Source organism: Allobosea sp. RAF48 (assembly GCF_052114025.1).
Classification (GTDB): domain Bacteria; phylum Pseudomonadota; class Alphaproteobacteria; order Rhizobiales; family Beijerinckiaceae; genus Allobosea.
The window spans coordinates 77,060-97,839 of sequence record NZ_JBFRDZ010000010.1 but is presented as its reverse complement, the minus strand read 5'-3'; the positions used below and the strand labels follow the sequence as shown (position 1 = coordinate 97,839).

Sequence of the window (20,780 nt, the reverse complement as noted above, 5' to 3'; positions counted from 1 at the left end):
GGCGACCTCAGCCGATGCGCTCGCCGGCGAGCAGGAAGTCCACCATCGCGCTCTGCAGCGCCTGGTACATCTGCGTGCCCGTAGAAGTCCGGCATCCCCGAGCGCGCGCCGCTTCGATCAGCGGCGAGATGGCGGGAACGGTGATGACGCAGCCGACGAAGGTGTCCGGTGAGAGCTTTTCGACCTCGACCGGCAGTGCGTCGCCCGCCTTCATGCCGGCCGGGGTGGCGTTGGCGACGAGGCCGAAGCCGGTCGGATCCGGCGAGCCGGCGAAGACCCTGGCCTTGCCCTTGCGGTTCAGCCGCGCGATCAGTTCGTCGCGCCGGGCCGTATCGGCGTCATGAATCGCGAGCTCACTGACGCCGGCATCGACGAGTGCGAGCGCGATGGCCGAGCCGGCGCCGCCCGCGCCGATCAGCAAGGCGCGCTTGCCCGCGGGCTCCCCGCCATTGGCCTTGACCGCCCCGACGAAGCCGAGCCCGTCGACCATCTCGCCATGCCAGGCGCCGTCCTTGCGGCGGCGCATGATGTTGACCGCGCCGAGGAAATCGCCGCGCTCGGTCGCGCTGGCGCAGTGGCGGTGGCAGGTGAATTTGTGCGGGACGGTGACGATGATGCCGTCGAGATTCGGCAGGTGGTCGGCGGCTTTGAGGAAGGCTTCGAGATGCTCGGGCGCGACGCGGACGGGAGCGACGATGCCGTCATGGCCACGCTCGGCGAAAGCGGCGGTCATGCCGCCCGGCGATTTCACCTGCGCGATCGGCTCGCCGACGATGACGTTGAGGCGGGTGGCCCCGGTGATCTGGAAATCCACGGTCTTTCTCCTCTCGCGGCCCCTCAGGCCGCGCATTGTCCCTGGGTTTCGACGACGCCGAGCAGGCGGGCCTGCATCGCCTCGTCATGTTCGAGCTCTGCGGCATCGCCTGCGAAGGCGACCTGCCCGTTGACCAGCACATAGGCCCGGTCGACGATCGGCAGCACCAGCTCGGCATGATGCTCGACGATCACCATCGCGACGCGCCCGCGCAGCTTCACCAAGGCCTCCATGACCTCGTTGACGACGGCCGGCGCCAGCCCCTCGAAGGGCTCGTCGAGCAGGATGAGCTTGCTCGGGACCATTAGGGCGCGGGCGATCGCCACCATCTGGCGCTCGCCACCGGAGAGGTTCTCTGCCTTGGCCGCCTGCCGCGTCTTGAGGCGCGGGAACAGGGTGAAGGCCTCCTCCAGGCTGATGCCGCCCGGGCGCTGGGCGAGCAGCAGATTCTCGGTCACGGTCAGGTTCGGGAAGAGGCGCCGGCCCTCCGGCACCAGCGAGACGCCGAGCCGGTTGATCTCGAAGGGGCGAAGCTTGCGCAGATCCGTGCCGGCGAAGCGGATGCTGCCCCGGTCGAGTGGCAGGCTGCCCGTCAGCGCCCGCAGCAGCGTCGTCTTGCCGACGCCGTTGCGGCCGAGCAGCGCCACCGCCTCGCCTTCACGGATCGTCAGGTCGATGCCCGAGAGGACCGTGCTGCCGCTATAGCCGGCGGCGATGTCCGAGGCATCGAGCAGCACGGGGCTTGCCGCGCCCTTGCTGCGGTTCACGGCCGGCGCCGTGGCGCGCTCGCCATCCTTGGCGGCGCCGAGATAGGCGGCGATCACCTCCGGGTTGCGCGCGACGTCGGCCGGCTTGCCGTCGGCGATCATGCGGCCCTGATGCAGCACCGAAATGCGGTCGGAGATGGCAAGCACGCGGTCGATATCGTGCTCGATCAGCAGGACGGCATGACGCTGGGCGAGCCGACGGATCAGGTCCGCGACGACGATCCGGTCGGCCTCGGCGAGGCCGGCCAGCGGCTCGTCTAGCAGCAGCAGCTTGGATTCGATCGCCAGCGTCACCGCGATCTCGAGCAGGCGTTTGGCGCCGTGCGGCAGGTCCTGGCTGGTCTCGGCAGCCTGCTCGACGAGGCCGACCGCATCGAGCAGCGACCAGCTGCGCGCATTGATGTCCTCGATGTCATGGGCGTCGCGCAGCAGGCCGCGGGCGCCGAGGCGCTGCGCCTGCACGGCGATGCGGACATTCTCGAACACGGTCAGGTTCGGGAAGATCGAGAGGATCTGGAAGGAGCGGGCGATGCCGAGCCGGGCGCGGGCATGCATCGGCAGCCTGGTGATGTCGCGGCCTTCGAAGAAGACCTGGCCGGCGCTCGGCGGCAGCACGCCGGTGAGCATGTTGTAGAAGGTCGTCTTGCCGGCGCCATTCGGGCCGATGATCGAGTGCAGGACGAAGGGCCTGATCTGAAGATCGATCTCCCTGGCGGTGACCAGGCTGCCGAACTGCTTGGAGAGCTTGCGTGTCTCCAGGACCGGCTTGTCCGGGTCCATGGCCTGTGCGGCGCTGACATAGGGCTCGATCACGGCCGGGCGCGGCGGAATCGTGTTGCGCGTCAGCGTCCAGCGCTGGCGCCCACTGAGGCGCTGCACGAGCCCGGTGATGCCTTCGGGCGAGAGCAGCGCGAACAGGATCAGGATCGGCGCGAAGATCAGCCACCAGTTCTCGGTGACGGCCGAAAGCCGGTTCTCCAAGATGATGAAGCTGATCGCGCCCCAGAGCGGGCCGAGGAAGTGATGGACGCCCCCGAGTACCGTCATGAGCAGGGCGTCGCCCGCATGCTGCCAACTCAGATTATTGGCGTAGACACCCTGCAGCAGGAAGGTCAGCAGCGAGCCGGCGAAGCCGACGAAGCCCGCCATCAGCACGAAGGAGCCGAGCCGCAGAAGATAGACGTTGAAGCCGAGGCTGCGCGCCCGCTGCTCATTGTCGCGCACCGCCTGCAAGGCCCGCCCGAAGGGCGAATGCACGATGCGCCAGAGCAGCCAGACGCCCGCCACGACGCAGGCGATGACGAAGCCATGGAAGGCGAGATCGTTTGGGAAGGTCGGGCGCGCGACGCCCTGCAGCCCGTTCTCGCCGCCGGTGACGGCCGTCCATTTGAAGGCGACCTCGAAGGCGATCTGGGAGCAGGCCAGGGTCAGCAGCGAGAAATAGAGGCCCTTGCGGCGCAGGACCAGTGCGCCGAGCACGAGGCCGAGCGCCAGCGAGAACAGCACGGAGAGCAGGATGCCGCCAATGTCGTTCGACATCCGGCCGAGCATGAAGAAGGCGGCGGCATAGCTGGCGCAGCCGAAGAAGACGGAGGCGCCGAAGGGGACGAGCCCGGTATAGCCGACCAGCAGGTTCACCCCCATGCCGTAGAGCGTGTAGATGGCGATCTGGGTGATCAGCCCCACGGGTGCGCCGAGCATCAGCCACAGTCCGGTCAGGGCGCAGAGGACGAGGCCGACCCAGAGGGCGGGATGCGTGAAGAGGGTGCGAAGGCTCATTCGAAGCGCTCCCATTTTTCGCCGAAGAGGCCGCGAGGGCGCACGAGCAGGATGGCCGCCATCAGCACGTACATGGCCGCGCCCGACCATTCCGGCTGGAACTGGATGGTCATGGCGATGGTGATGCCGACGAGCAGCCCGGCGATGATGGCGCCTGCATAGGAGCCGAGCCCGCCGATGGTGACGATGACGAAGGCCGGCATGATGGCGCTCGCCGCCATCGAGGGCGTCACCGTCCAGAGCGGTGCCGCCAACAGCCCGGCGAGGCCGGCGAGCAGGCAGCCGATGCCGAAGACGAAGCTGAAGACGACGGGCAGGTTGATGCCGAGGAGGCCGACCATCTCGGCGTCGCGGGAGCCCGCCCGGATGATGCGGCCGAAGGGCGTGTAGGTGAGGAAGGCCCAGAAGGCGACGAGGGCTGCGATCGTCACCATGAGGACGAAGAGCCGGTACTTGGTCAGCAGGATCGGGCCGTATTCGACGAAGCCTGCGAGGAAGCGCGGTGCGCTGAACGGCAGGGGCGCGCCGCCGAAGATCATCCGCAGAATGGCTTCGATGAGAAGCGCCAGCGCGAAGGTCAGGATCAGGCCGAGAAGAGGTTCCTTGCCGTAGAGATGGCGGATCAGGACGACCTCGACCACCATTCCGATGCCGCCCGTCAACAGCGGCGCAAGCAGCGCGGCCCACCAGCCGAATTCACGGGCGAGGACCAGCGCGAGATAGGCGCCGAGCGCGAAGAAGGCGCCGTGGGCAAAGTTCACGATGCCGAGCAGGCCGAAGATGATCGACAGCCCGATCGCGATCAGGACGTAGAGAAAACCGAGGATCAGACCGTTGACGGTCTGGGACAGTATCATGTCCAACATGGATTGGCCGCTCCTGCAAAGGACGCGAGGGACGCGCGGGACGGGCAGGCCGCACGATACTGCGCGGCCGCATCGACGTCGGGGATGGCTGCCTCAGACGGCGTCCATCTTGCAGGCGCTGTCGGCCTGGCTGCCGAAGGCTTTCTCGATATCGGCCGTGGTTTTTGGCAGTTCGGCCTTGATGTCGAAATAGTCCCACTTGTCGGTTATCTTCGGCTTGATGCCGGCGACCAGAAGGCGACTGATCATCTGGTGATCGAAGTCGCGATAGTGCACGTCGAGTCCGTCGCGCTTGGTCGACCACTTTTCGAGTGCCGCGACGATTGCAGCCGAATCCGTCGACTTCGCCGCCTCGATCGAGTCGAGCAGGGTCTTCATGCCCATCCAGCCCATCCAGGCCTTGTCGGCGGCGGGGCGCCCGTATTTCTTCTCGTAGGCGGCGGCCATCGCCTGTTCTTCGGGCGGGTTGTTGGGGTTCTTGTAGTACCAGGTGATGGTGTAGAGGCCGTCGGCCGCGTCGGGGCCGACGCCCCAGAGATCGGTGTTGCCGACCGAGATCTCGGCGAAGGGTATGCGGCCCTTCATGCCGAGCTCGTTCCACTGTTTCAGGAAGGTGGTGAGGTCGCTGGCGGCGATGCCGCCGATGACGACGTCGGGCTTGGCCTGCCGGATCTTGAGGATGAAGGAGGAATAGTCGGGCGTGCCGACCGGCACCTCATCGGCGCCGACGATGGTGATGCCGTTGGCCTTCGCGTATTCCTCGAAGGAGCGCTTGATGTCCTGGCCGAAGGCATAGGCCGCGGTCAGCAGATACCATTTCTTGCCGACATCGGCGCAGTAGGGCGCCAGCACCCGCACATGCACGTCGACCGGCGGCTGCAGGCGGAAGGTGTATTTGTTGCAGGACTTGCCGGTCAGTTCGCCGGTCGCGGCGTTGGCGGCGATGTAGGGCACCTTGGCCTTTTTGGCGACCGCCGAGATTGCGAGAGCGAAGGAGCTGAGCGCGCCGCCGACCATGCCGACGACCTTGTGCTCGCCGACGAGACGCTCGGCATTCTGCTGGGCGCCTTGCGGGTTGGGCTCGTCGAGCCAGACGATCTCGGCGGGGCGGCCGAGCAGCATGTTGTTGCGCTGTTCCAGCGCCAGCATGCCGCCCTGGGCGAGATACTCCGATTGATCGACGATGGTGCCGGTCTTGGCCCAGATCATGCCGATCTTGATCGGCTCGGCCGCAGCGGCATTGCCGATATAGGGCATCCCGAGCTTGGCCGAGACGATGCCGCTGGCGCCTAGTGACCCGGCGCCGAGGAGCAGGCTGCGGCGCCCGATGGCGCTGGTGAATGATGGTTTGCGAGCGTCTGTCACGACGTCCTCCCTGTCTGGCGTTCCCTTGCCGCGTCGATCTTCTTGTCGGTCCGTCCGTTTCGGCGGCGTGCGGCGGCGAAGGCTGTAACATAACTGGAATCTAATTCCACTATTAATTTCAGAATTGGAATTCTATTCTGATTTGTGTTGACGCTCCCCGGTGCGGCCGACATAAACGGGGGTGGGAGAGAAACGCATGAAACCGCTATCGATCGGGCTCGTCGGAGCCGGTGCCATTGGCCGCATGCATGCCGATGTGATTGCAGGCAGCGGCTTCGCGGAGATCGTTGCCGTCGCCGATCCGACCGAGGCCGGCCGCCTCTACTGCCTGGAGCGTGGGCTGCCCTGGTGCTCAAGCCACCACGCGCTGCTCGAAGCGGGCGGCGTCGAAGCGCTCATCATCGCCACGCCTAACCAGAGCCATCTGGAGATCGGTCTGGCGGCGATCGCCCATGGCGTCCCCGCGCTGATCGAAAAGCCGGTCGCGGTCACTGTGGCGGAAGGGGAGGAGCTGTCGGCGGCATCGGCCAAGGCCGGCGTGCCGATCCTCGTCGGGCATCACCGCCGGCACAATCCGATCATCGCCAAGGCGCGCGAACTGGTGGGGCAGGGCGCGCTCGGGCGGCTGACGAACGCGACGGTGCTCTACACGTTCTTCAAGCACGACGCCTATTTCGATCTGGCCTGGCGGCGGGAGCCGGGCGGCGGGCCGATCCTCATCAACCTGATCCACGAGATCGACCTGATCCGCTTCGTCTGCGGCGAGGTTGCGGCCGTGCAGGCGGTGACGTCGGGCCGCGTCCGGGGCCTGCCGGTCGAGGATACGGCGGCGGTGCTGCTGGAACTCGAGAACGGCGCGCTCGTCACGGTCAGCCTGTCCGACACCGCGGTCACGCCCTGGAGCTGGGATTTGGTTTCGGGCGAATTGCCGAACTATCCCCGGCAGGAGAAGCCGGTGAACTCGCACTTCATCTCGGGCACGGAAGGTTCGCTGGCGCTGCCCAGCCTCGACCATTGGCGCTATGACGGCGAAAAGAGCTGGTTCGCCCCGATCACGCAGGAGGCGATCCCGATCGAGCGCGAAAGCCCCTACATACGCCAGCTCCGTCACCTCTTCGACGTCGTGCGCCACGGTGCCCGGCCGCTGATCGATGCCGCCGATGCGACGCGTACGCTGAAAGTGACCCTTGCCGTCCAGGACGCGGCGCGCCAGAGACAGCGTCTGGAGATGCAGTTTGGATAGGGCGATGGCAAAGCGGATCGAGGACGAGGCAGGGCTGGACGATACCGAGCAGGCCCCGAGCGGCCTCCTCGAGCGCACTCTCGGCGTTCTCGAACTGCTCGCGCAGAATGCGCGGGGGCTGCCGCTCTTCGAGATCGCCGAGCGGCTGAAGATTCCGCGCAGCGCCACCCATCGTGTGCTCTCCAGCCTCGCCGATCATGGCTATGTCAGGCAGGAGCGCCATCACGGCACCTATGAGCTGACCGCCAAGATCGCATCGCTCGCCTTCAGCTTCCTGGCGGGGACGGGCATCACCGATCTCGCCCAGCCGATCCTCGATCATCTCGCGCGGGAATCGGCGGAGCTGGTGCGCCTCGCCCTGATCGACGGACGTGAGCTCGTCTGGGTGGCGAAATCGCAGGGCTCGCCCTTCGGGCTGCGCTACGATCCCGATATGGGGCAGGCGGGCCGGCTGTCCTGCTCGGCCAGCGGGCATGCCTGGCTGTCCTGCCTGCCGGAGGAGGAGGCGATCGCGCTCATCGAGCGGCAGGGCTATGGCTCGCGCGAGGAGTTCGGCCCGCGCGCGCCGCAGACGCAAGCGGCGGTGCTGAAATATCTGCGCCAGGCGCGCAAGCGCGGCTTCAGCATCGTCGTCCAGACCTATTCGCCCTGGATGAACGCGACCGCCGCTCCGATCCGCAATCCGCAGACGAAGGACGTGGTCGGCGCCGTGGTGATCGCGGGGCCGCATATCCGATTGACGGAAGAGAAGATGCTGGCGCTATCGCCGATGCTGCTCAGCGCCGCGCGGGAATTGTCGCTGGCGATGGGAGCGAGCCCCAGCCTCGCCTCCCGGCAATCGCGAGGGCCGTTCTTCGGCTGAGCCGGCTTCGCTCCGTCGAGGAGGAACCGCCCGGCAGGCCGGCGACACGACGGGAGGTTCGATTGAAGGTTCTCATCACCGGCGGCGCCGGCTTCCTCGGCGCCTGGATCTGCCGGCGCCTGTCGTGTCGCGGCGACGCCATCCGAATCTTCGACCGGGCCGAGAACCGGGCGACCACCGCGGCGATCGCAGGTAGCGAGGCCGCCGCGGCCTGCGAATGGGTAACGGGCGATATCGTCGACGGCGAGGCTGTTGCGGCTGCTGCGCGTGGCTGCGACGCGATCATCCACCTTGCCGGCGTGCTGACGCTGGCCTGCAAGGAGAATCCGGTTCGTGGCGCTGAGATCAACCTGATCGGAACGCTCAACGTCTTCGAGGCAGCGCTGCGCCACGGCATCGGCAAGGTCGTCTACACCAGCAGCGCCGGTGCCTATGGGCCGCAGAGCGGTGAGCTTCCGGTACCCACCTCGCATTACGGGGCGTTCAAGCTCGCCTGCGAGGGCAGTGCGCGGGCCTATTTCGCCGATCACGGCCTCTCCAGCATCGGCTTCCGGCCTTATGTCGTCTACGGGCCGGGCAGGGACAGCGGCCTCAGCGCCGGGCCTTCCCTTGCCTGCCGGGCCGCGGCGCGTGGCGAACCCTATGTCTTTCCCTATGAAGGAATGGCGGGGCTCGTCTATGCCGGCGATGTCGCTGCGGCCTATGACAGCGCGCTGCGCCACCAGGTCGCGGGAGCGCATGTCTTCAACATGATCGGCGAACAGGCCGCGCCGGAAGACGTGATCGCCGAACTGCTCAAGCTGGCCCCGGATTGCGACATCCGCCGTGGCGGCGCGCCGATGCCCTCGGCGCCGGAGATCGCGGAAGGTCCGTTGCGGGAGGTCCTCGCCGACGTGCCCTTCACATCGCTTCGGGAAGGCATCGCCCGAACCTTCGCCTTCTATCGCGACGGGAGCCTGTAGCAGATGCGGCTTGCTGCCCATACCTTCGGCTTCGTCTGGCAGGAGAGCGCCGAGGCCGCGCTGGAGGCCATCGCCTCGGCCGGCTTCCGTCATGTCCAGCTCATGGCCGCGCCGCCGCATTTCGATCCCTGGCGCGACGATGCCGCACGCACGGCGCGCTTGCGGGAATTGATCGCGCGATACGGCCTCGAGCTGCTGGCCGGCGATCTCGCGAGCAGCGACATCAATCTGGCGAGCGCTTCCACGGACGTAGTGAGTTTCTCGGTCGATGCCTATAAGCGGCTGATCGCGCGCTGCGCCGAGCTTGGGGCTGCTGCGGTCTGCGTCGGCTCCGGGCGACGGCATGCCCTGCTTGCCAAGGCGAACGACCGGGTGATGGAAAGCTTCCGCCCGGCCTTCCGCGAGATCGTCGCCGAGGCCCGGCGCCATGGTTTGTCCGTCGGGCTCGAAAACCATCCGCAGGGTCTGCTCGCCGGTGCCGGCACCATCCGCCGGTTCATCGAGGAGGAGGGCTATGGGGACGTCACGGCGATCTACGATGTCGCAAATGCTGTCGCGATCGGCGAGGACCCGATCGAAGGGCTGGCGACGCTCGCTCCCCATCTCAGCATCGTGCATCTTTCCGACAGCCAGGCCGGGCAGTGGCGGCACGACCCGATCGGCAGCGGGATCATCGATTTCGGCGCGATCGGGCGGGAGCTGCGACGGCACGGCTATAAGGGGGCGGTTGCGCTCGAAATCCTCTCGGAGAAGCCGCTGAAGGGCCTCCTCGACGGCGCGCGCAAGCTCGTTGCGGATGGATGGCGTTTCGAAGAGCCGCTGCCCCGGTTGTGAAAACCCCAAAGCGGCTCAGCCGGACGATGCGTCGCCGGCATCGGAAAAGGCCTGCCAGCCGCCATCGACGCTGAGGATCGCGCCGGTGACATAGGAGGCCGCCGGCGAGCACAGGAACCAGCCGGCCTCGGCGATCTCCTCGGGCTCTGCGAGGCGGCCCATCGGGATGCGGCGCTCCAGCTTTGCCCGGTCGATGCGGCCGGCGGCCTCCAGCGTCCTGACCAGCGCCGTTCCGACATAACCGGGCGCGAGCGCGTTGACCCGGATGCCAAGGCCGGCCCATTCGCAGGCGAGGTTCTTCGTGATCTGGGCAATGCCTGCCTTGGCGGCGCCGTAGGCATTGCGGCGCGGCAGGCCGCCGAGCCCGGCGATCGAGCTGATGTTCAGGATCGCGCCGCCGCGATCCGCCATCACGCGCGAGACTTCCCGCGACATCAGGAAGGTGCCGTTGAGATGGACTCTTAGCACCCGCTCGAAATGGCCGATATCCTGTTCGAGCGTCGGCAGATGCGTGTCCCCGATGCCGGCGTTGTTGACGAGAATGTCGATGCCGCCCAGCGCGGAGGCTGCTGCCGTCACAGTGGCGCGGACGGAAGCCTCGTCGGAGACGTCGCAGGCAAGCGCGATGTGCCCGGCTCCGAGCTCCGCCGCGCGGGCCGCGGCTCGTTCGCCCGCGATATCGACGAGCGCGACGCGGCAGCCGGCAGAGGCGAAGCGGCGGGCCAGCGCCCAGCCGATGCCGTCGGCGGCGCCCGTGATGATCGCGGCGGGTTCCTTGGCCATGATCGGTCTCCGTCAGCCTGCCGTCGCGCCGCCGGGCGTATGGCCCGGCCGCGGGATCAGGCTCATCAATCCGCGCGTGAAGCCGCCATCGACCGTGATCTCCTCGCCATTGACGTAAGCTGCCTGGTCGCTCGCCAGGAACAGCACGGCATCGGCGATGTCCTCGGGCTGCCCGATCCGTCCCTGCGGCACGGCCGCCTCACGTCGGCGCTTCAAGGCCGGGTCGGCGTAGAAGTTCTGGCTCATCGGCGTCAGCACGAGGCCCGGGCTGACGACGTTGCTGCGGATGCCCTGAGGCCCCCATTCGAGCGCGATCTGCCGCGACAGCATGACGATGCCGGCCTTGCTGACGCTGTAGGCGCCGCTAAAGCCTTGCGCATGCGTCCCCGCGACCGAGGCGATGTGGACCACGGAGCCGCCACCGTTCGGACGCATCTGGCGTGCGAAGGCCTGGGCGCAGAGAAAGTAGCCGGTCAGGTTGACCGCGAGCACAGCATTCCATTCCGCCAGGCTCAGGGTTTCCAATGCGCCGGGCCGCAGCAATGCGGCATTGTTGACCAGCACCCGGCAAGGCCCGAATTGCGTCCGGCAGGCCTCGGCCGCGGACTCGATGCTCGCAGGGTCCGAGACGTCGCAGGCGAAGACGGCGCCTCCCGCTCCGATCTGCCGGATGGCGGCAAGCGTCGCTTCGGCCGCAGCCGGTGAACGATCCAGCATCGCGATCCGCGCGCCCGCCCCGGCGAGGGCGAGGGCGATCGCACGGCCGAGCCCGCCGCCGGCGCCGGTGACGACGCAGACGGAATCCTTCAAGCCCGGCATGGCCATGGCGTCGTTGCCCATCGTCTTCACCCCGCTCATGGTTCGCGGCCGGCAAGGTGACAGCCGGCCAGATAGCCGAAGGTCATGATCGGGCCCAGCGTGATCCCCGCGCCGGGATAGCTGCCGCCCATCATGCTCGCCCTGTCATTGCCGACGGCGTAAAGGCCCTCGATAGGCTCGCCGCCGGCCGTGAGCACGCGCCCGATGACATCGGTCGAGAGCCCGTCGAAGGTGCCGAGGTCGCCCATCACCAGCTTCAACGCGTAGAATGGAGCTTTCCGGATCGGCGCGACGGTCGGATTCGGCTTGTGCTCGAGGTCGCCGAGGAAACGGTTGAACGCGCTGCGCCCGCGACCGAAAGCGGGGTCCTCGCCGCGTTCGGCATGGCGGTTGAAGCGCTCGACGGTCGCCTCTAGCCCCACCGCGTCGATGCCGGCAGCCTTTGCGAGTTCCGCCAGCGTACCGCCGCGCTTGAGATAGCCGCTGCGAACATAGCGGCCGGTCGGGACCGGCGCGGGCTTGGCGAAGCCGAGGCCGTATTTGCGGATCGCGACATGATCGCAGATCAGCCAGGCCTCCGTCGCCCCACCCTGCGCATTGTCGGCGATCATGGCGGCGCCGACGTCATGATAGGACTCCGACTCGTTGGTGAAGCGCCGCCCGGCGCGGTTCACCGCGATCACGCCCGGCTTGTAGCGATCCACGAGGTGCGGAAAGACGCCGATGCGCCCCTTGGCCAGCGGTACTTCCGAAACGGGCATCCAGGCGGCAGCGTTGGGATAGCGGATCTCGCAACGCCCGCCCGCGGTCTCCGCCAACCGGATGCCGTCCCCGGTGTTGCCGGCCGGGGTGGGCGAGACATGGCGGCCGCCGCGGGCGACATGGGGATAGGCCACGGCCAGCCGCGCCGCATCGTGCGGAAAGCCGCCGCAGGCGAGCACCACCGCACGGCGCGCGCGGATGCGCTTCCTCTCCCCTCCCGAAGAAAAGCGAGCGCCAACGACTCGTCCGCCCTCGACGATGAGCCCTTCCGCCGGCATCTCGGTCAGGATCGGGATACCGAGATCGAAGGCCGTTCTGGCCAGGCGCGCCGCCAGCGCGTTGCCGCTGGTCACCTGCACGCCGCGCCGGTACTGCGCGAGATCCTTGATATGGGAGGCGAGGCGGCGCGCGACATAGAGGGCCGAGGTCAGAGAGCGCGTCGCCCGGAAGAAGTGCTTCAAATCCTCGTTGGAGGAGTTGAACATCATGCCGATGAACGTGATCGTCTCAAGCGGCGGGCGCAGCCGCCCAAGCTCCTTACCGAGGCCGCGTGCATCATAGGGCATGGCCGTCAGCGACCGTCCCTTCGGCACGCCGCCCGGCGCATCCGGGTGATAGTCCGGGTAGTTCGACAGCAGGAAGCGGACCTCGGTCTCGCGCTCGAAGAAGTCGATCATGCGCGGACCCGTGTCGAGGAAGGCCTCGACGACGTCCTCGGCGTAAGAGTTCCCGGCCTCCTGCCGCAGATAGGTGCGGGCCGCCTCGCGGGAGTCGGACAGGCCCGCCTTCGCCGCGTGAGCGTTGCCGGGGATCCAGAGCACGCCGCCGGAATAGGCCATAGTGCCGCCGAAGTACCGATCTTTTTCCGCGACGATGACGTCCAGGCCGTGAATGCGGGCGGTCACCGCAGTTGATAATCCGCCCGCGCCGGCTCCAATCACCAGCACGTCGCATTCCTCGTCTTGAGCAGTCATGCCGATCTCCTTCCGGCGCGGACAAGCAGCCAATTGGGGCTTTTGGTCCGGTCAGATAGCGCTTCCTCCTCCCGACGAGCTGCGGGAGCTTGCTGCGAAAGGCTAGATCGTCGGCGCGGAAGAGCAATGGACGCAGAACGAAACTATTTGTACTTTTCCCGCGACTGATCCCGAGGCGCGAGACGCTGTGACCGCCGAACTGATCGAGCGCTACAGGCTGTATGGCGAGCCGGTCAGGCACGTCGAGCCACGCTTCATCCATGTGGAGCCCATCCGCGAGCGCAGCGGCTACCATCAATGGAAGATTGCGCCCCACGCTCATCGCGAGCTGCATCAACTCCTGCTGGTCTCCGCGGGTGGGGGCACGATGATCAGCGAAGGCCAGTGCTTCGCGGTTAAGATGCCGGCAGTCCTCGTTATTCCGGCCGAGACCGTGCATGGCTTCGATTTTGCTCCCGGCACGGATGGTTGGGTTATCTCGATCGCGCTGACGGCTCTTCCCGCATCCGCGAGCTCCGATCGCTTGATCTCGACGCTCTTGGATCAGTCGCGCTGCGTCGGCCCCATCGATGGCGAGGCCACTCGGGAGATAGGCCAGTGCTTCCAATCGCTATCCAACGAGCTCACCTGGGGCGGGGCCGCGCGCAACCTTGCGATCGAAGGGGAGATTCTCAGGCTGCTGGTCTCGTTCACCCGTGCAGTCGTGGCGACCGATGTGGCGGCCGCGTCGCTGTCCGACGCAGAATCCAGGTTGCTGAGCCGCTTTCGCGCGCTCGTGGAAGCGCACTTTGCCGACCATCTCCCTGTCGCCGCTTACGCGCGCAAGCTGGGGGTCTCCGAAGACCGTCTGCTGATGGTCTGTCGAAAGCGCTTCGATGCTCCACCACTTCAGATCATCCATCGGCGCATCATGGTCGAAGCCCAGCGCTGGTTGCTGTACAGCTCGACGCCAGTCGGACAAATCGCCGAGGCGCTCGGCTTTCGAGACGCCGGCTATTTCTCGCGGTTTTTCACAAAGCGATTGGGTATCAGCCCGCGCGGGCTACGCGGCGATTGAGCAAGCGCCCAGAGCGCGTCAGGTCAAGGCGCCTCATCCGCATCCACCAGCACTGATCGTCGGACCCTCCATGCGCGTTGCTCGGCCAGGGCCCCGATCACTTGGACGGCGAGGACCGGCGACTGCATCCCCGCGGTGCCAGAAGGCGCTGCGGGCCAAGCTCAGGGAAGAGCCGGAATACCGAGGCCGCGGCATATCTCCGCCTCCCGGTCCCGCACGAAACGTGCATAGTTTCGCAGATGGACGCCGTCGCTGAATGCCGAGCGCGGCTCCGGGATCTGCGCCACCCCGGCAAACAAGTCGAGATACAGGCAACCTTTCGGTTCGCAGGACTGAGCCAGCATGGCGGAATAGCGGGTCGCTGCCGCCCGCGGGAACAACGCTTCCTCCTTGCTCGCGACCGGGGGGATCGCGATCAGGGCATGGCGGCCGCTCCAGCTTGCCAGTCTCTGTTTGAGGGCGACGAGCGTTGTTCGGAAGCCGCTTTCCGCTTCAGCGGACTGCGGATTCCGCTTCGCCCAGATATCGTTCGTACCGACGGAAAGCAGCACGGCCTGTGCTTTGCGCGGTGGCGTAATCTTGCGCGCCAGATCGAGGACATCGCTCACGGTCGCGCCGGAAACACCGGCATTCACTACCGGAAAACCGCAAAGGCTCGGCAGATAGAGTCTTTCGGCATGGGAGTCGCCCAGCACCATAATATAGGGCCCCTCGACCTGGTCGAGCTGGGTCTGAATGGTCTTCAGGCGGACCTGCTGGAAGCCTTCGAAGGCGCGTGGGGCGCGGATGTCCACAAGCCAGCCATGGCCAATCCAGCCAGCGGCGAGCGCAAGCAGAAGCGCGGGAACGGCGGTCCCGATCAGCGCCTGCCGGCTTATCGCGCGGCCGGTCGATCGCGGCCGGAGAACAAAGGCAACGATGGCGCTCATAGGACGCGTGCCAGGGAGGCGAGCGAGCCAACGAAAGCGATCATCCGTCCCGCAACGGAAACGTGCCTCTCTCTGACGGTCGCGCCTTCGCCAACGTTCTGAGGCTCGTGCAGGGAAGCGGGCCTCGTCGGCGGCAAAGCGGCGAAGGCGACAGGCGGTCTGCGAGGGCGAGCGGCTGCGCGGGGCGGCTTCTGCGCGCGGGCTTCGTGGGCCTTCGCTTTGGCGATGAGAGGGTGGTCGTCGATGGCCGGTGCCTTCGGGATGATGAACTCGCCTGCGATCGACGAAACCAGCCCGGCATGCATGTCGAGCGCAGCCAGCTCCGCTCGCTCAGGACAAGCGAGGGGATCGGCGAAATGGACGGTCGCTGGCGCGCTGTTCGGAAGCCTGTCGATGATCTTTCCGGACGGGCTCAATTGCAGGGTTGCAGGACTGGGCTGCGGCGATGCCGGCGCTTCGGGGCCAAAGGAGGCGGCGAAGCCGATCAGGGATGTTAAAGCGACGGCTGACAATATCAGCGCGGTCAGTCTGTGAGGATAGCTGGCAAGTGCGACCATATGTGTCCCGTTCGGTTCCTCGGGACTATCGCGGGGCGTTCGGGCGAAATGCCGGCGCCAATGTTGCCGAATGTTTCGCGGGCGTTGAAAGTTGTAAGCGCTCAGGCGTTCGCGGAAGCAGGGGGCGACTGCCTCGGCAAGCTGATGCGCACCAGCAGGCCACGCGGGTGATTGTCGTGTAAGGTCAGCTTGCCGTCATGCCCGGCCGCGATCGACTGGGCGATGGCGAGGCCGAGGCCGAACCCCTCCGAATCGATCCGCCCCCGCGCTTCGTCGCCGCGCATGAAGGGCTCCAGAAGCCGCGATCGATCGACTTCCGGAATACCCGGGCCGTCGTCGGCCACCTCGATCAGGAGGAGCCCGGCTTCCTCGCGGAGGCGGACGATCACGTCGTTGCCATAGCGCACCGCGTTTTCGACGAGATTGGTGACGGCGCGCTCCAGTTGCTGTGCGTCTCCGATTGTGACCGCCCGCCGCGGCCCCTCATAGCGTGTTGCCTTGCCCATATCGCTGAACTCGTCCGCGACGGTCTGGAGCAAGCTTGAAAGGTCGAAAGCGCCACGCTTTTCGCGGCGGCTGGCACCGCGCAGATAGGAAAGCGCGCCCTGCACCATGGTGTCCATGTGCTCCAGATCGCGCGTGAACTGGCCGCGCAGGACATCATCCTCGATGAACTCCACGCGCAAACGCATGCGTGTGATCGGCGTCCTCAGATCGTGGCTGATCGCCGCCAGCATGCGCGTGCGGTCCGCGAACAACGCATGGATACGATCTCTCAATCTGTTGAGGGCGCGAGCGGCCGTGCGAACCTCGATCGGCCCCTCCTCACGCAGCGGCGACGGATCACGGTCGATCGAGAATTCTTCCGCAGCCGAGGCAAATCGCGCGAGCGGCGCAGTGATGCCCCGGGAGGCCCAGAGGGTCAGTGCGCCGATATTGAGCCCGACAAGGATGATCGTGACGAGTACCAGCATGGAGAAGGGGCGCGGTGGCGGCGCTCCCATGGCACCGGCGATGATCTCGACATCGAGCCCTGTGCGGTCGGGAAGCTGGATCGAAAAGCCTCGCGGTAGCCTGTCTTGTTCCGTCGCCGCGTTCGGCCATGCGGTGAAGCCGCTTCCCAGGCGCGGCGCCATTCCGTCGGCGTCCATAGGGCGCGGTGCCGATCGCGACGGATCAAATCCTTTGTCGGACAACGCAAAACGGAAGCGCTCGTCGGCCTTGTTCGCCGCCTCCACGATCAGCTGCCGTTGTTGCGGCGGCGCCGCCGCCACGAGTTTCGCGATGGCCGCAATACCCTCGAATGCAGGCGGGCCCGGTCTGTCGCGCGGTGCCTGCCACACCAGCACGCCCGCGAGAATGAGATAGATCAAGCCGATCACGCCAACGACAAGCAGCGCGATCTGGCTTCCGATCCGGGCAGGCAGGCGGAACGGGTGGGTCATTGCCGCTCGACGGACGGAGTGAAGAGATATCCGCCCGAGCGGATCGTCTTGATCAGTTCGGGCTCGCGCGGCTCACGTTCGATCTTCTGACGAAGGCGGCTGATCAGGATATCGATGCTGCGCTCGAACGGGGCAGCCGTCCGGCCCTGCGTCAGATCGAGCAGGACATCGCGCGAGAGCACGCGCCCGGGTCGCTCGCAGAATGCCCGCAGCAAATCGAACTCAGCGCCGGTCACGGCGACCCGGACATTGTCCGGGTTCGTCAGCTCGCGGTTGTTCGCATTCAGCGTCCAACCCACAAAGGCAAAGGCGCCGGGAGGCTCGTTCGGATCGGCCTGTCCGCCGCCTTGTCGTCGCATCACCGCCCTGATGCGCGCCAGCAACTCCCGCGGGTTAAAGGGCTTGCCGAGGTAGTCGTCTGCCCCCATTTCGAGACCGATGATCCTGTCCACATCCTCGCTGCGGGCGGTCAGCATGATGATCGGAATCTGCGTCGTCAGGCGCAGCCGTCGGCAGATCGACAGTCCGTCTTCGCCGGGCAGATTGAGATCGAGCACAATCAGGTCGAACCTGCCCTCCCGCAAGATCCGGTCCATTTCTCGCCCGTCGCGCGCCGCTGAAGTCCGCATGCTGTTCTGCGACAGGTAGCGTGCCACGAGGGCGCTGATCTCGCGGTCGTCTTCGACGATCAGGATATGCGCCGTTACGCTCACTTCATCATCCCATGCTTCAACCGGCGCGAGGATATCGGACCCGCGGTTCCCGCGCAGCCGTCATCGTGTTCCGGGCTGATAGGTGACGTCACGACATCTGATCGTGCCGTTCGCGGTGATCCGAACTGCTCCGATGCCTCGCTCTCGCCCCGTCACCGGGTCGCGATAGACCATGCGACGGCAGGCCGAAGCGCTGTCGACGATGCCTGGATCGAGGACGCGCAGCAGCAGGGCGATAATCCATACAGCACCGATCGCCGACGCGGCGATCCGCTGGGCGCGCATCACAGCAGAGCCCGGCTTTGATGATGAATTGGTACCCGACATGGATGTTCCGACGATATCTATGATCGTCGGATAGACCGTCTTTGTTTCGGCCATGCCGGACAGATGTTGCTGGGACGTTTCCGCTTGTATCCAAATGCATCTTGGAACCCGACACTCCGGTGAGCTGCGGTGTGTCGGGTATTTCCCGCGTTCACCCGGGCTGAACCTGGTGCGGCTTTCGGAAAGGAAATCAGCCGGTCACGATTGGCTAGCCGCGCGACCTCGGGTTCATCGCGCCGGACCGCGCACCCCGCAGCCCGGTGCGCCCTGCACCTATGTGACGATACTCGCCTTCCTGTCGCAATTCGGTTTCGTTGCCCTCGCCGGGACGCGAGACTACAGACGCGTCGGATAACGACTCGCCATACGAAGCCAGCGAATCTGCAAGTCTCCCTCGAGATAGCGCGTGCGATCGGCCAGGAAGGCGGCGATGTAGGGCTGCTTCAGATGGGCCGCCAGCGCTTCGCGGCTGCTCCAGACCTCGTAGAAGGCAAAAAGGTCGGGGTCGTTACGATCGCGGTGCACATGATAGGCCAGCGCTCCCGTCTCAAGGCGGGTTGGCGCAACCAGCGACAGCAGATGCGTTTCGAGGGCATCCGCTTCTCCGGGCTTCGCCCTCGCAGTCCCCATCAGGGCGTAAGGTCCGGTTTCATCCGCATCGGGCAGCGGTAGATCAACAGCGGATTGAGACATCGCCTCTCCTTATGGTAAGTCTTTGATCGTACCTTATCGAATTTATGGTAAGGCTCAAGCCTTACCTGGGGATGGAGGGCAAGATTGCCGGACGGAGAAGGACATCCGGAAGTGGCCGAGATCTCATTTGGTCCGGTCCTGGCGGCACTCGCCGATCCGCTGCGCCGTCGCGTGGTGGCGGAGCTCGCGCGCGCTCCCGAAGGCACGCAGAGAACCTGCGCGTCGTTCGGCTTTGCGGTCAGCAAGGCTTCACTGACACACCATTTTCGCGTCTTGCGTGAAGCGGGCCTGATCCGGCAGGTAAATCGGGGCAATAGCCGCGCGGCCACATTGCGCCGGGCCGAACTGGACAGGCTTTTCCCTCATCTTCTCGATCTGGTCGCGGCCGAGCAGGCCTCATGAAATCGCGCGGCTCTTTATCGCGGCCCGCCTCGTGGCCTTCGCAGGCTCGCTTCTCTTCGCCGGGCCCTCTGTGCGGACGCGGCTTGAGCGCGCCGAACAGCACGGCATAACGCTGTCCAGCGGTATGCCGCATCGTCCACGAGCGTGTGCCAGAATTTCCGGATGTCAGGCCGTACAATCTCGGGAGAGCTTTCTGGCTTGGCCAAACACCATCAAGCTCACTGCTGCGAGCAGCCACGCGCTCAAGCCGCCATAGAGCATGACCCGTCCGAAGCCGTCGGCTAGGGCCTGGCGGACGATGGTGTCGGATATGCCCTGTCCCGGTGAGCCTGCGGTCCCGGCAGCAATTCTTTCGGCGAGCGAGCGCAGAGCAGACGGGTCCGCGTCCAGCGGCAGGTTCGTTCTGAGCGAAGACAGCACACCTTCGACCAGAATAAAGCCCATGATGGGAATGTTGATGGCGAGCGAGATCATCCGTGCGCTCATGTCGATGCCGGAGGCCATGCCGGAGCGCGCAGGGGGAACCGATCCCGTTGTCGTGTTGGTGACCGGCGTATTGGTCAGGCCAAGGCCGACACCGGCCAGGATGCAGCCCGGCAGCATCGTCAACCAGTTCGCGCTCGCGGCCGCGCTGCCGAACTTCATCATAATGAAGCCGAGCCCGATGGTGAACAGGCCGGCCGGAATCACGAGGCGGGGCTGGTAGCGCAGCGACAAGCGCTCGGCCAGCGGCGGCACGACCAGGGCCGGCAGCGTATAGGCGAGCAGCCCGAGACCGGCGGCGACGCTGTCATAGCCAAGGCCCGCCTGGAACCAAATCGGCAAATAGATCATGAACGGCCAGAAGCTCATGTTCATCGCGGCCGAGCCGACGATCGCACCGGAAAACGGCCGGATGCGGAACACCGAGAAGTCAACCATCGGCCTCGGGCTAAGCTTTTCCGCGATGACGAAGGCGATGAAGCTCGCGAAGGACACGCCGAGAATTGAAAGCGCTGTCAGGCTGGCAAAGCCGAGTACCGGTCCCTGAGTGATAAAGAATGCGAGGCAATATACGGCGGCCGACAATGTGACGATGCCGACGAAGTCGAGACGGATCGCGTCCGGGTCGCGCGATTCCCGTACGCCGCTGGCTGCCAGCAAAACCGTCATGATGCAGAGGACTGCATGGACGAGGAACACCCATTCCCAGCTCCAGAGCGCGACGATGACGCCGCCGATGATCGGACCGAACCCCAGCCCCACACCGGAGACGATGCCCCACCAGCCGAAGGCCATGCCACGCTCGGTGGGCGTGCGGAACTGGTGCGACAGGATGGCGATCTGGCACACCAGCATCGCCCCGCCGCTCAAGCCCTGAAGGAAACGGGCGCCGATCAGCACCGCGACGCTCGTCGTGACCCCGCAGGCGAGCGATGCCATGCCAAAGGCGACGATGCTGGCGATGAACACGCGTTTGCGCCCGAAGCGGTCGGCGAGCGCGCCCGCAGCCATCAGCACCATCGTCACGCCGATCGTATAGGCGTTCATGATCCACTGAAGCTGCCGGAAATCCGCGTGGAGCACCTGCTCCAGCGTCGGCAGGATCGCCGGGACGCTGGAGATCTCCAGTCCGAACATCAGGGCAGACAGGCAAACGGCGGCGAGCGCGACAGCACTTCGGCTACCGGTTGGTGCGGATACGGCGATAGTCATGGTTCAGTCTTTCGATGTCGGGGGCGCAACGGCGAAGCCGGTCATGACATAAGGCGCATGTGCTTCGGTTCGCGCGTTGCGGAGTCGAGGCAAGCTAGCGAAACCTTGACCATGCCAAAACTGGATGGTTGT

General features: G+C 66.1%; 20 protein-coding genes. 7 read left to right on the top strand and 13 right to left on the bottom strand.

From position 1 onward, the window contains the following. Nucleotides 1–7: 7 nt before the first annotated feature. The 4 genes from AB4Z10_RS18690 to AB4Z10_RS18675 form a co-directional block, all read right to left on the bottom strand. On the bottom strand, nt 8–814 hold the full coding sequence (locus AB4Z10_RS18690) for a shikimate dehydrogenase family protein (RefSeq protein ID WP_441471891.1): 807 nt from the start codon (nt 812–814) through the stop codon (nt 8–10). A gap of 23 nt (nt 815–837) precedes the next feature. Further along, entirely contained in the window at nt 838–3,360 is a 2,523-nt protein-coding gene (locus tag AB4Z10_RS18685; RefSeq protein ID WP_441471890.1) for a branched-chain amino acid ABC transporter ATP-binding protein/permease, read from the bottom strand. Then, nucleotides 3,357–4,226, bottom strand: coding sequence for a branched-chain amino acid ABC transporter permease (locus AB4Z10_RS18680; RefSeq protein WP_441471889.1), 870 nt, complete (start codon nt 4,224–4,226; stop codon nt 3,357–3,359). The genes AB4Z10_RS18685 and AB4Z10_RS18680 overlap by 4 nt, the downstream gene beginning before the upstream one ends. A gap of 93 nt (nt 4,227–4,319) precedes the next feature. After that, complete coding sequence (locus AB4Z10_RS18675) at nt 4,320–5,591, bottom strand: ABC transporter substrate-binding protein (RefSeq protein ID WP_441471888.1); 1,272 nt, start codon at nt 5,589–5,591, stop codon at nt 4,320–4,322. 196 nt (nt 5,592–5,787) lie between these two features. On the opposite strand from AB4Z10_RS18675, the gene AB4Z10_RS18670 reads away from it, so the two are divergent. The 4 genes from AB4Z10_RS18670 to AB4Z10_RS18655 all read left to right on the top strand — a co-directional run bounded on the left by AB4Z10_RS18670 (nt 5,788) and on the right by AB4Z10_RS18655 (nt 9,492). Then, the gene (locus AB4Z10_RS18670) at nt 5,788–6,834 is read left to right on the top strand and encodes a Gfo/Idh/MocA family protein (protein WP_441471887.1); all 1,047 of its coding nucleotides are present in this window, start codon (nt 5,788–5,790) and stop codon (nt 6,832–6,834) included. A 4-nt stretch (nt 6,835–6,838) separates the two neighbouring features. Next, entirely contained in the window at nt 6,839–7,696 is an 858-nt protein-coding gene (locus AB4Z10_RS18665) for an IclR family transcriptional regulator (RefSeq protein WP_199087761.1), read from the top strand. A gap of 62 nt (nt 7,697–7,758) precedes the next feature. Further along, on the top strand, nt 7,759–8,658 hold the full coding sequence (locus AB4Z10_RS18660) for an NAD-dependent epimerase/dehydratase family protein (protein ID WP_441471886.1): 900 nt from the start codon (nt 7,759–7,761) through the stop codon (nt 8,656–8,658). Nucleotides 8,659–8,661: 3 nt separating this feature from the next. Next, nucleotides 8,662–9,492: a sugar phosphate isomerase/epimerase family protein gene (locus AB4Z10_RS18655; RefSeq protein WP_441471885.1), complete on the top strand. Its 831-nt coding sequence runs from the start codon at nt 8,662–8,664 to the stop codon at nt 9,490–9,492. Nucleotides 9,493–9,507: 15 nt separating this feature from the next. On the opposite strand, the gene AB4Z10_RS18650 is transcribed toward AB4Z10_RS18655, so the two are convergent. Genes AB4Z10_RS18650 through AB4Z10_RS18640 form a run of 3 tightly spaced genes read right to left on the bottom strand, consistent with a single transcriptional unit; the run spans nt 9,508 to nt 12,830 of the window. After that, nucleotides 9,508–10,275, bottom strand: coding sequence for an SDR family oxidoreductase (locus AB4Z10_RS18650; protein WP_441471884.1), 768 nt, complete (start codon nt 10,273–10,275; stop codon nt 9,508–9,510). A 12-nt stretch (nt 10,276–10,287) separates the two neighbouring features. Then, nucleotides 10,288–11,133: an SDR family NAD(P)-dependent oxidoreductase gene (locus AB4Z10_RS18645; RefSeq protein WP_441471883.1), complete on the bottom strand. Its 846-nt coding sequence runs from the start codon at nt 11,131–11,133 to the stop codon at nt 10,288–10,290. Beyond that, entirely contained in the window at nt 11,130–12,830 is a 1,701-nt protein-coding gene (locus tag AB4Z10_RS18640) for an FAD-dependent oxidoreductase (RefSeq protein WP_441471882.1), read from the bottom strand. The genes AB4Z10_RS18645 and AB4Z10_RS18640 overlap by 4 nt, the downstream gene beginning before the upstream one ends. A gap of 187 nt (nt 12,831–13,017) precedes the next feature. Between AB4Z10_RS18640 and AB4Z10_RS18635 the strand changes: the two genes are divergently transcribed. After that, nucleotides 13,018–13,887 carry a helix-turn-helix domain-containing protein gene (locus AB4Z10_RS18635; protein ID WP_441471881.1) on the top strand — a complete coding sequence of 290 codons (870 nt, stop codon included), beginning with the start codon at nt 13,018–13,020 and terminating at the stop codon, nt 13,885–13,887. 161 nt (nt 13,888–14,048) lie between these two features. On the opposite strand, the gene AB4Z10_RS18630 is transcribed toward AB4Z10_RS18635, so the two are convergent. Then, nucleotides 14,049–14,681 carry an SGNH/GDSL hydrolase family protein gene (locus AB4Z10_RS18630; protein ID WP_441471880.1) on the bottom strand — a complete coding sequence of 211 codons (633 nt, stop codon included), beginning with the start codon at nt 14,679–14,681 and terminating at the stop codon, nt 14,049–14,051. A gap of 378 nt (nt 14,682–15,059) precedes the next feature. Between AB4Z10_RS18630 and AB4Z10_RS18625 the strand changes: the two genes are divergently transcribed. Beyond that, nucleotides 15,060–15,350, top strand: coding sequence for a hypothetical protein (locus AB4Z10_RS18625; RefSeq protein WP_441471879.1), 291 nt, complete (start codon nt 15,060–15,062; stop codon nt 15,348–15,350). A 124-nt stretch (nt 15,351–15,474) separates the two neighbouring features. On the opposite strand, the gene AB4Z10_RS18620 is transcribed toward AB4Z10_RS18625, so the two are convergent. The 4 genes from AB4Z10_RS18620 to AB4Z10_RS18605 all read right to left on the bottom strand — a co-directional run bounded on the left by AB4Z10_RS18620 (nt 15,475) and on the right by AB4Z10_RS18605 (nt 18,551). Further along, nucleotides 15,475–16,818 carry an ATP-binding protein gene (locus tag AB4Z10_RS18620; protein WP_441471878.1) on the bottom strand — a complete coding sequence of 448 codons (1,344 nt, stop codon included), beginning with the start codon at nt 16,816–16,818 and terminating at the stop codon, nt 15,475–15,477. Further along, entirely contained in the window at nt 16,815–17,531 is a 717-nt protein-coding gene (locus AB4Z10_RS18615; protein WP_441471877.1) for a response regulator, read from the bottom strand. Before AB4Z10_RS18615 ends, AB4Z10_RS18620 begins: the two co-directional genes overlap by 4 nt. Before the next feature lie 60 nt (nt 17,532–17,591). Further along, the gene (locus AB4Z10_RS18610) at nt 17,592–17,912 is read right to left on the bottom strand and encodes a hypothetical protein (RefSeq protein ID WP_441471876.1); all 321 of its coding nucleotides are present in this window, start codon (nt 17,910–17,912) and stop codon (nt 17,592–17,594) included. A gap of 282 nt (nt 17,913–18,194) precedes the next feature. Continuing rightward, nucleotides 18,195–18,551, bottom strand: a complete 357-nt coding sequence (locus tag AB4Z10_RS18605) for a putative quinol monooxygenase (protein WP_441471875.1) — start codon at nt 18,549–18,551, stop codon at nt 18,195–18,197. Nucleotides 18,552–18,662: 111 nt separating this feature from the next. On the opposite strand from AB4Z10_RS18605, the gene AB4Z10_RS18600 reads away from it, so the two are divergent. Then, complete coding sequence (locus tag AB4Z10_RS18600; protein WP_441471874.1) at nt 18,663–18,953, top strand: ArsR/SmtB family transcription factor; 291 nt, start codon at nt 18,663–18,665, stop codon at nt 18,951–18,953. Nucleotides 18,954–19,118: 165 nt separating this feature from the next. Here AB4Z10_RS18600 and AB4Z10_RS18595 read toward each other — a convergent pair whose 3' ends face one another. Further along, the gene (locus AB4Z10_RS18595; RefSeq protein WP_441471873.1) at nt 19,119–20,648 is read right to left on the bottom strand and encodes an MFS transporter; all 1,530 of its coding nucleotides are present in this window, start codon (nt 20,646–20,648) and stop codon (nt 19,119–19,121) included. Between the last annotated feature and the right edge of the window lie 132 nt (nt 20,649–20,780).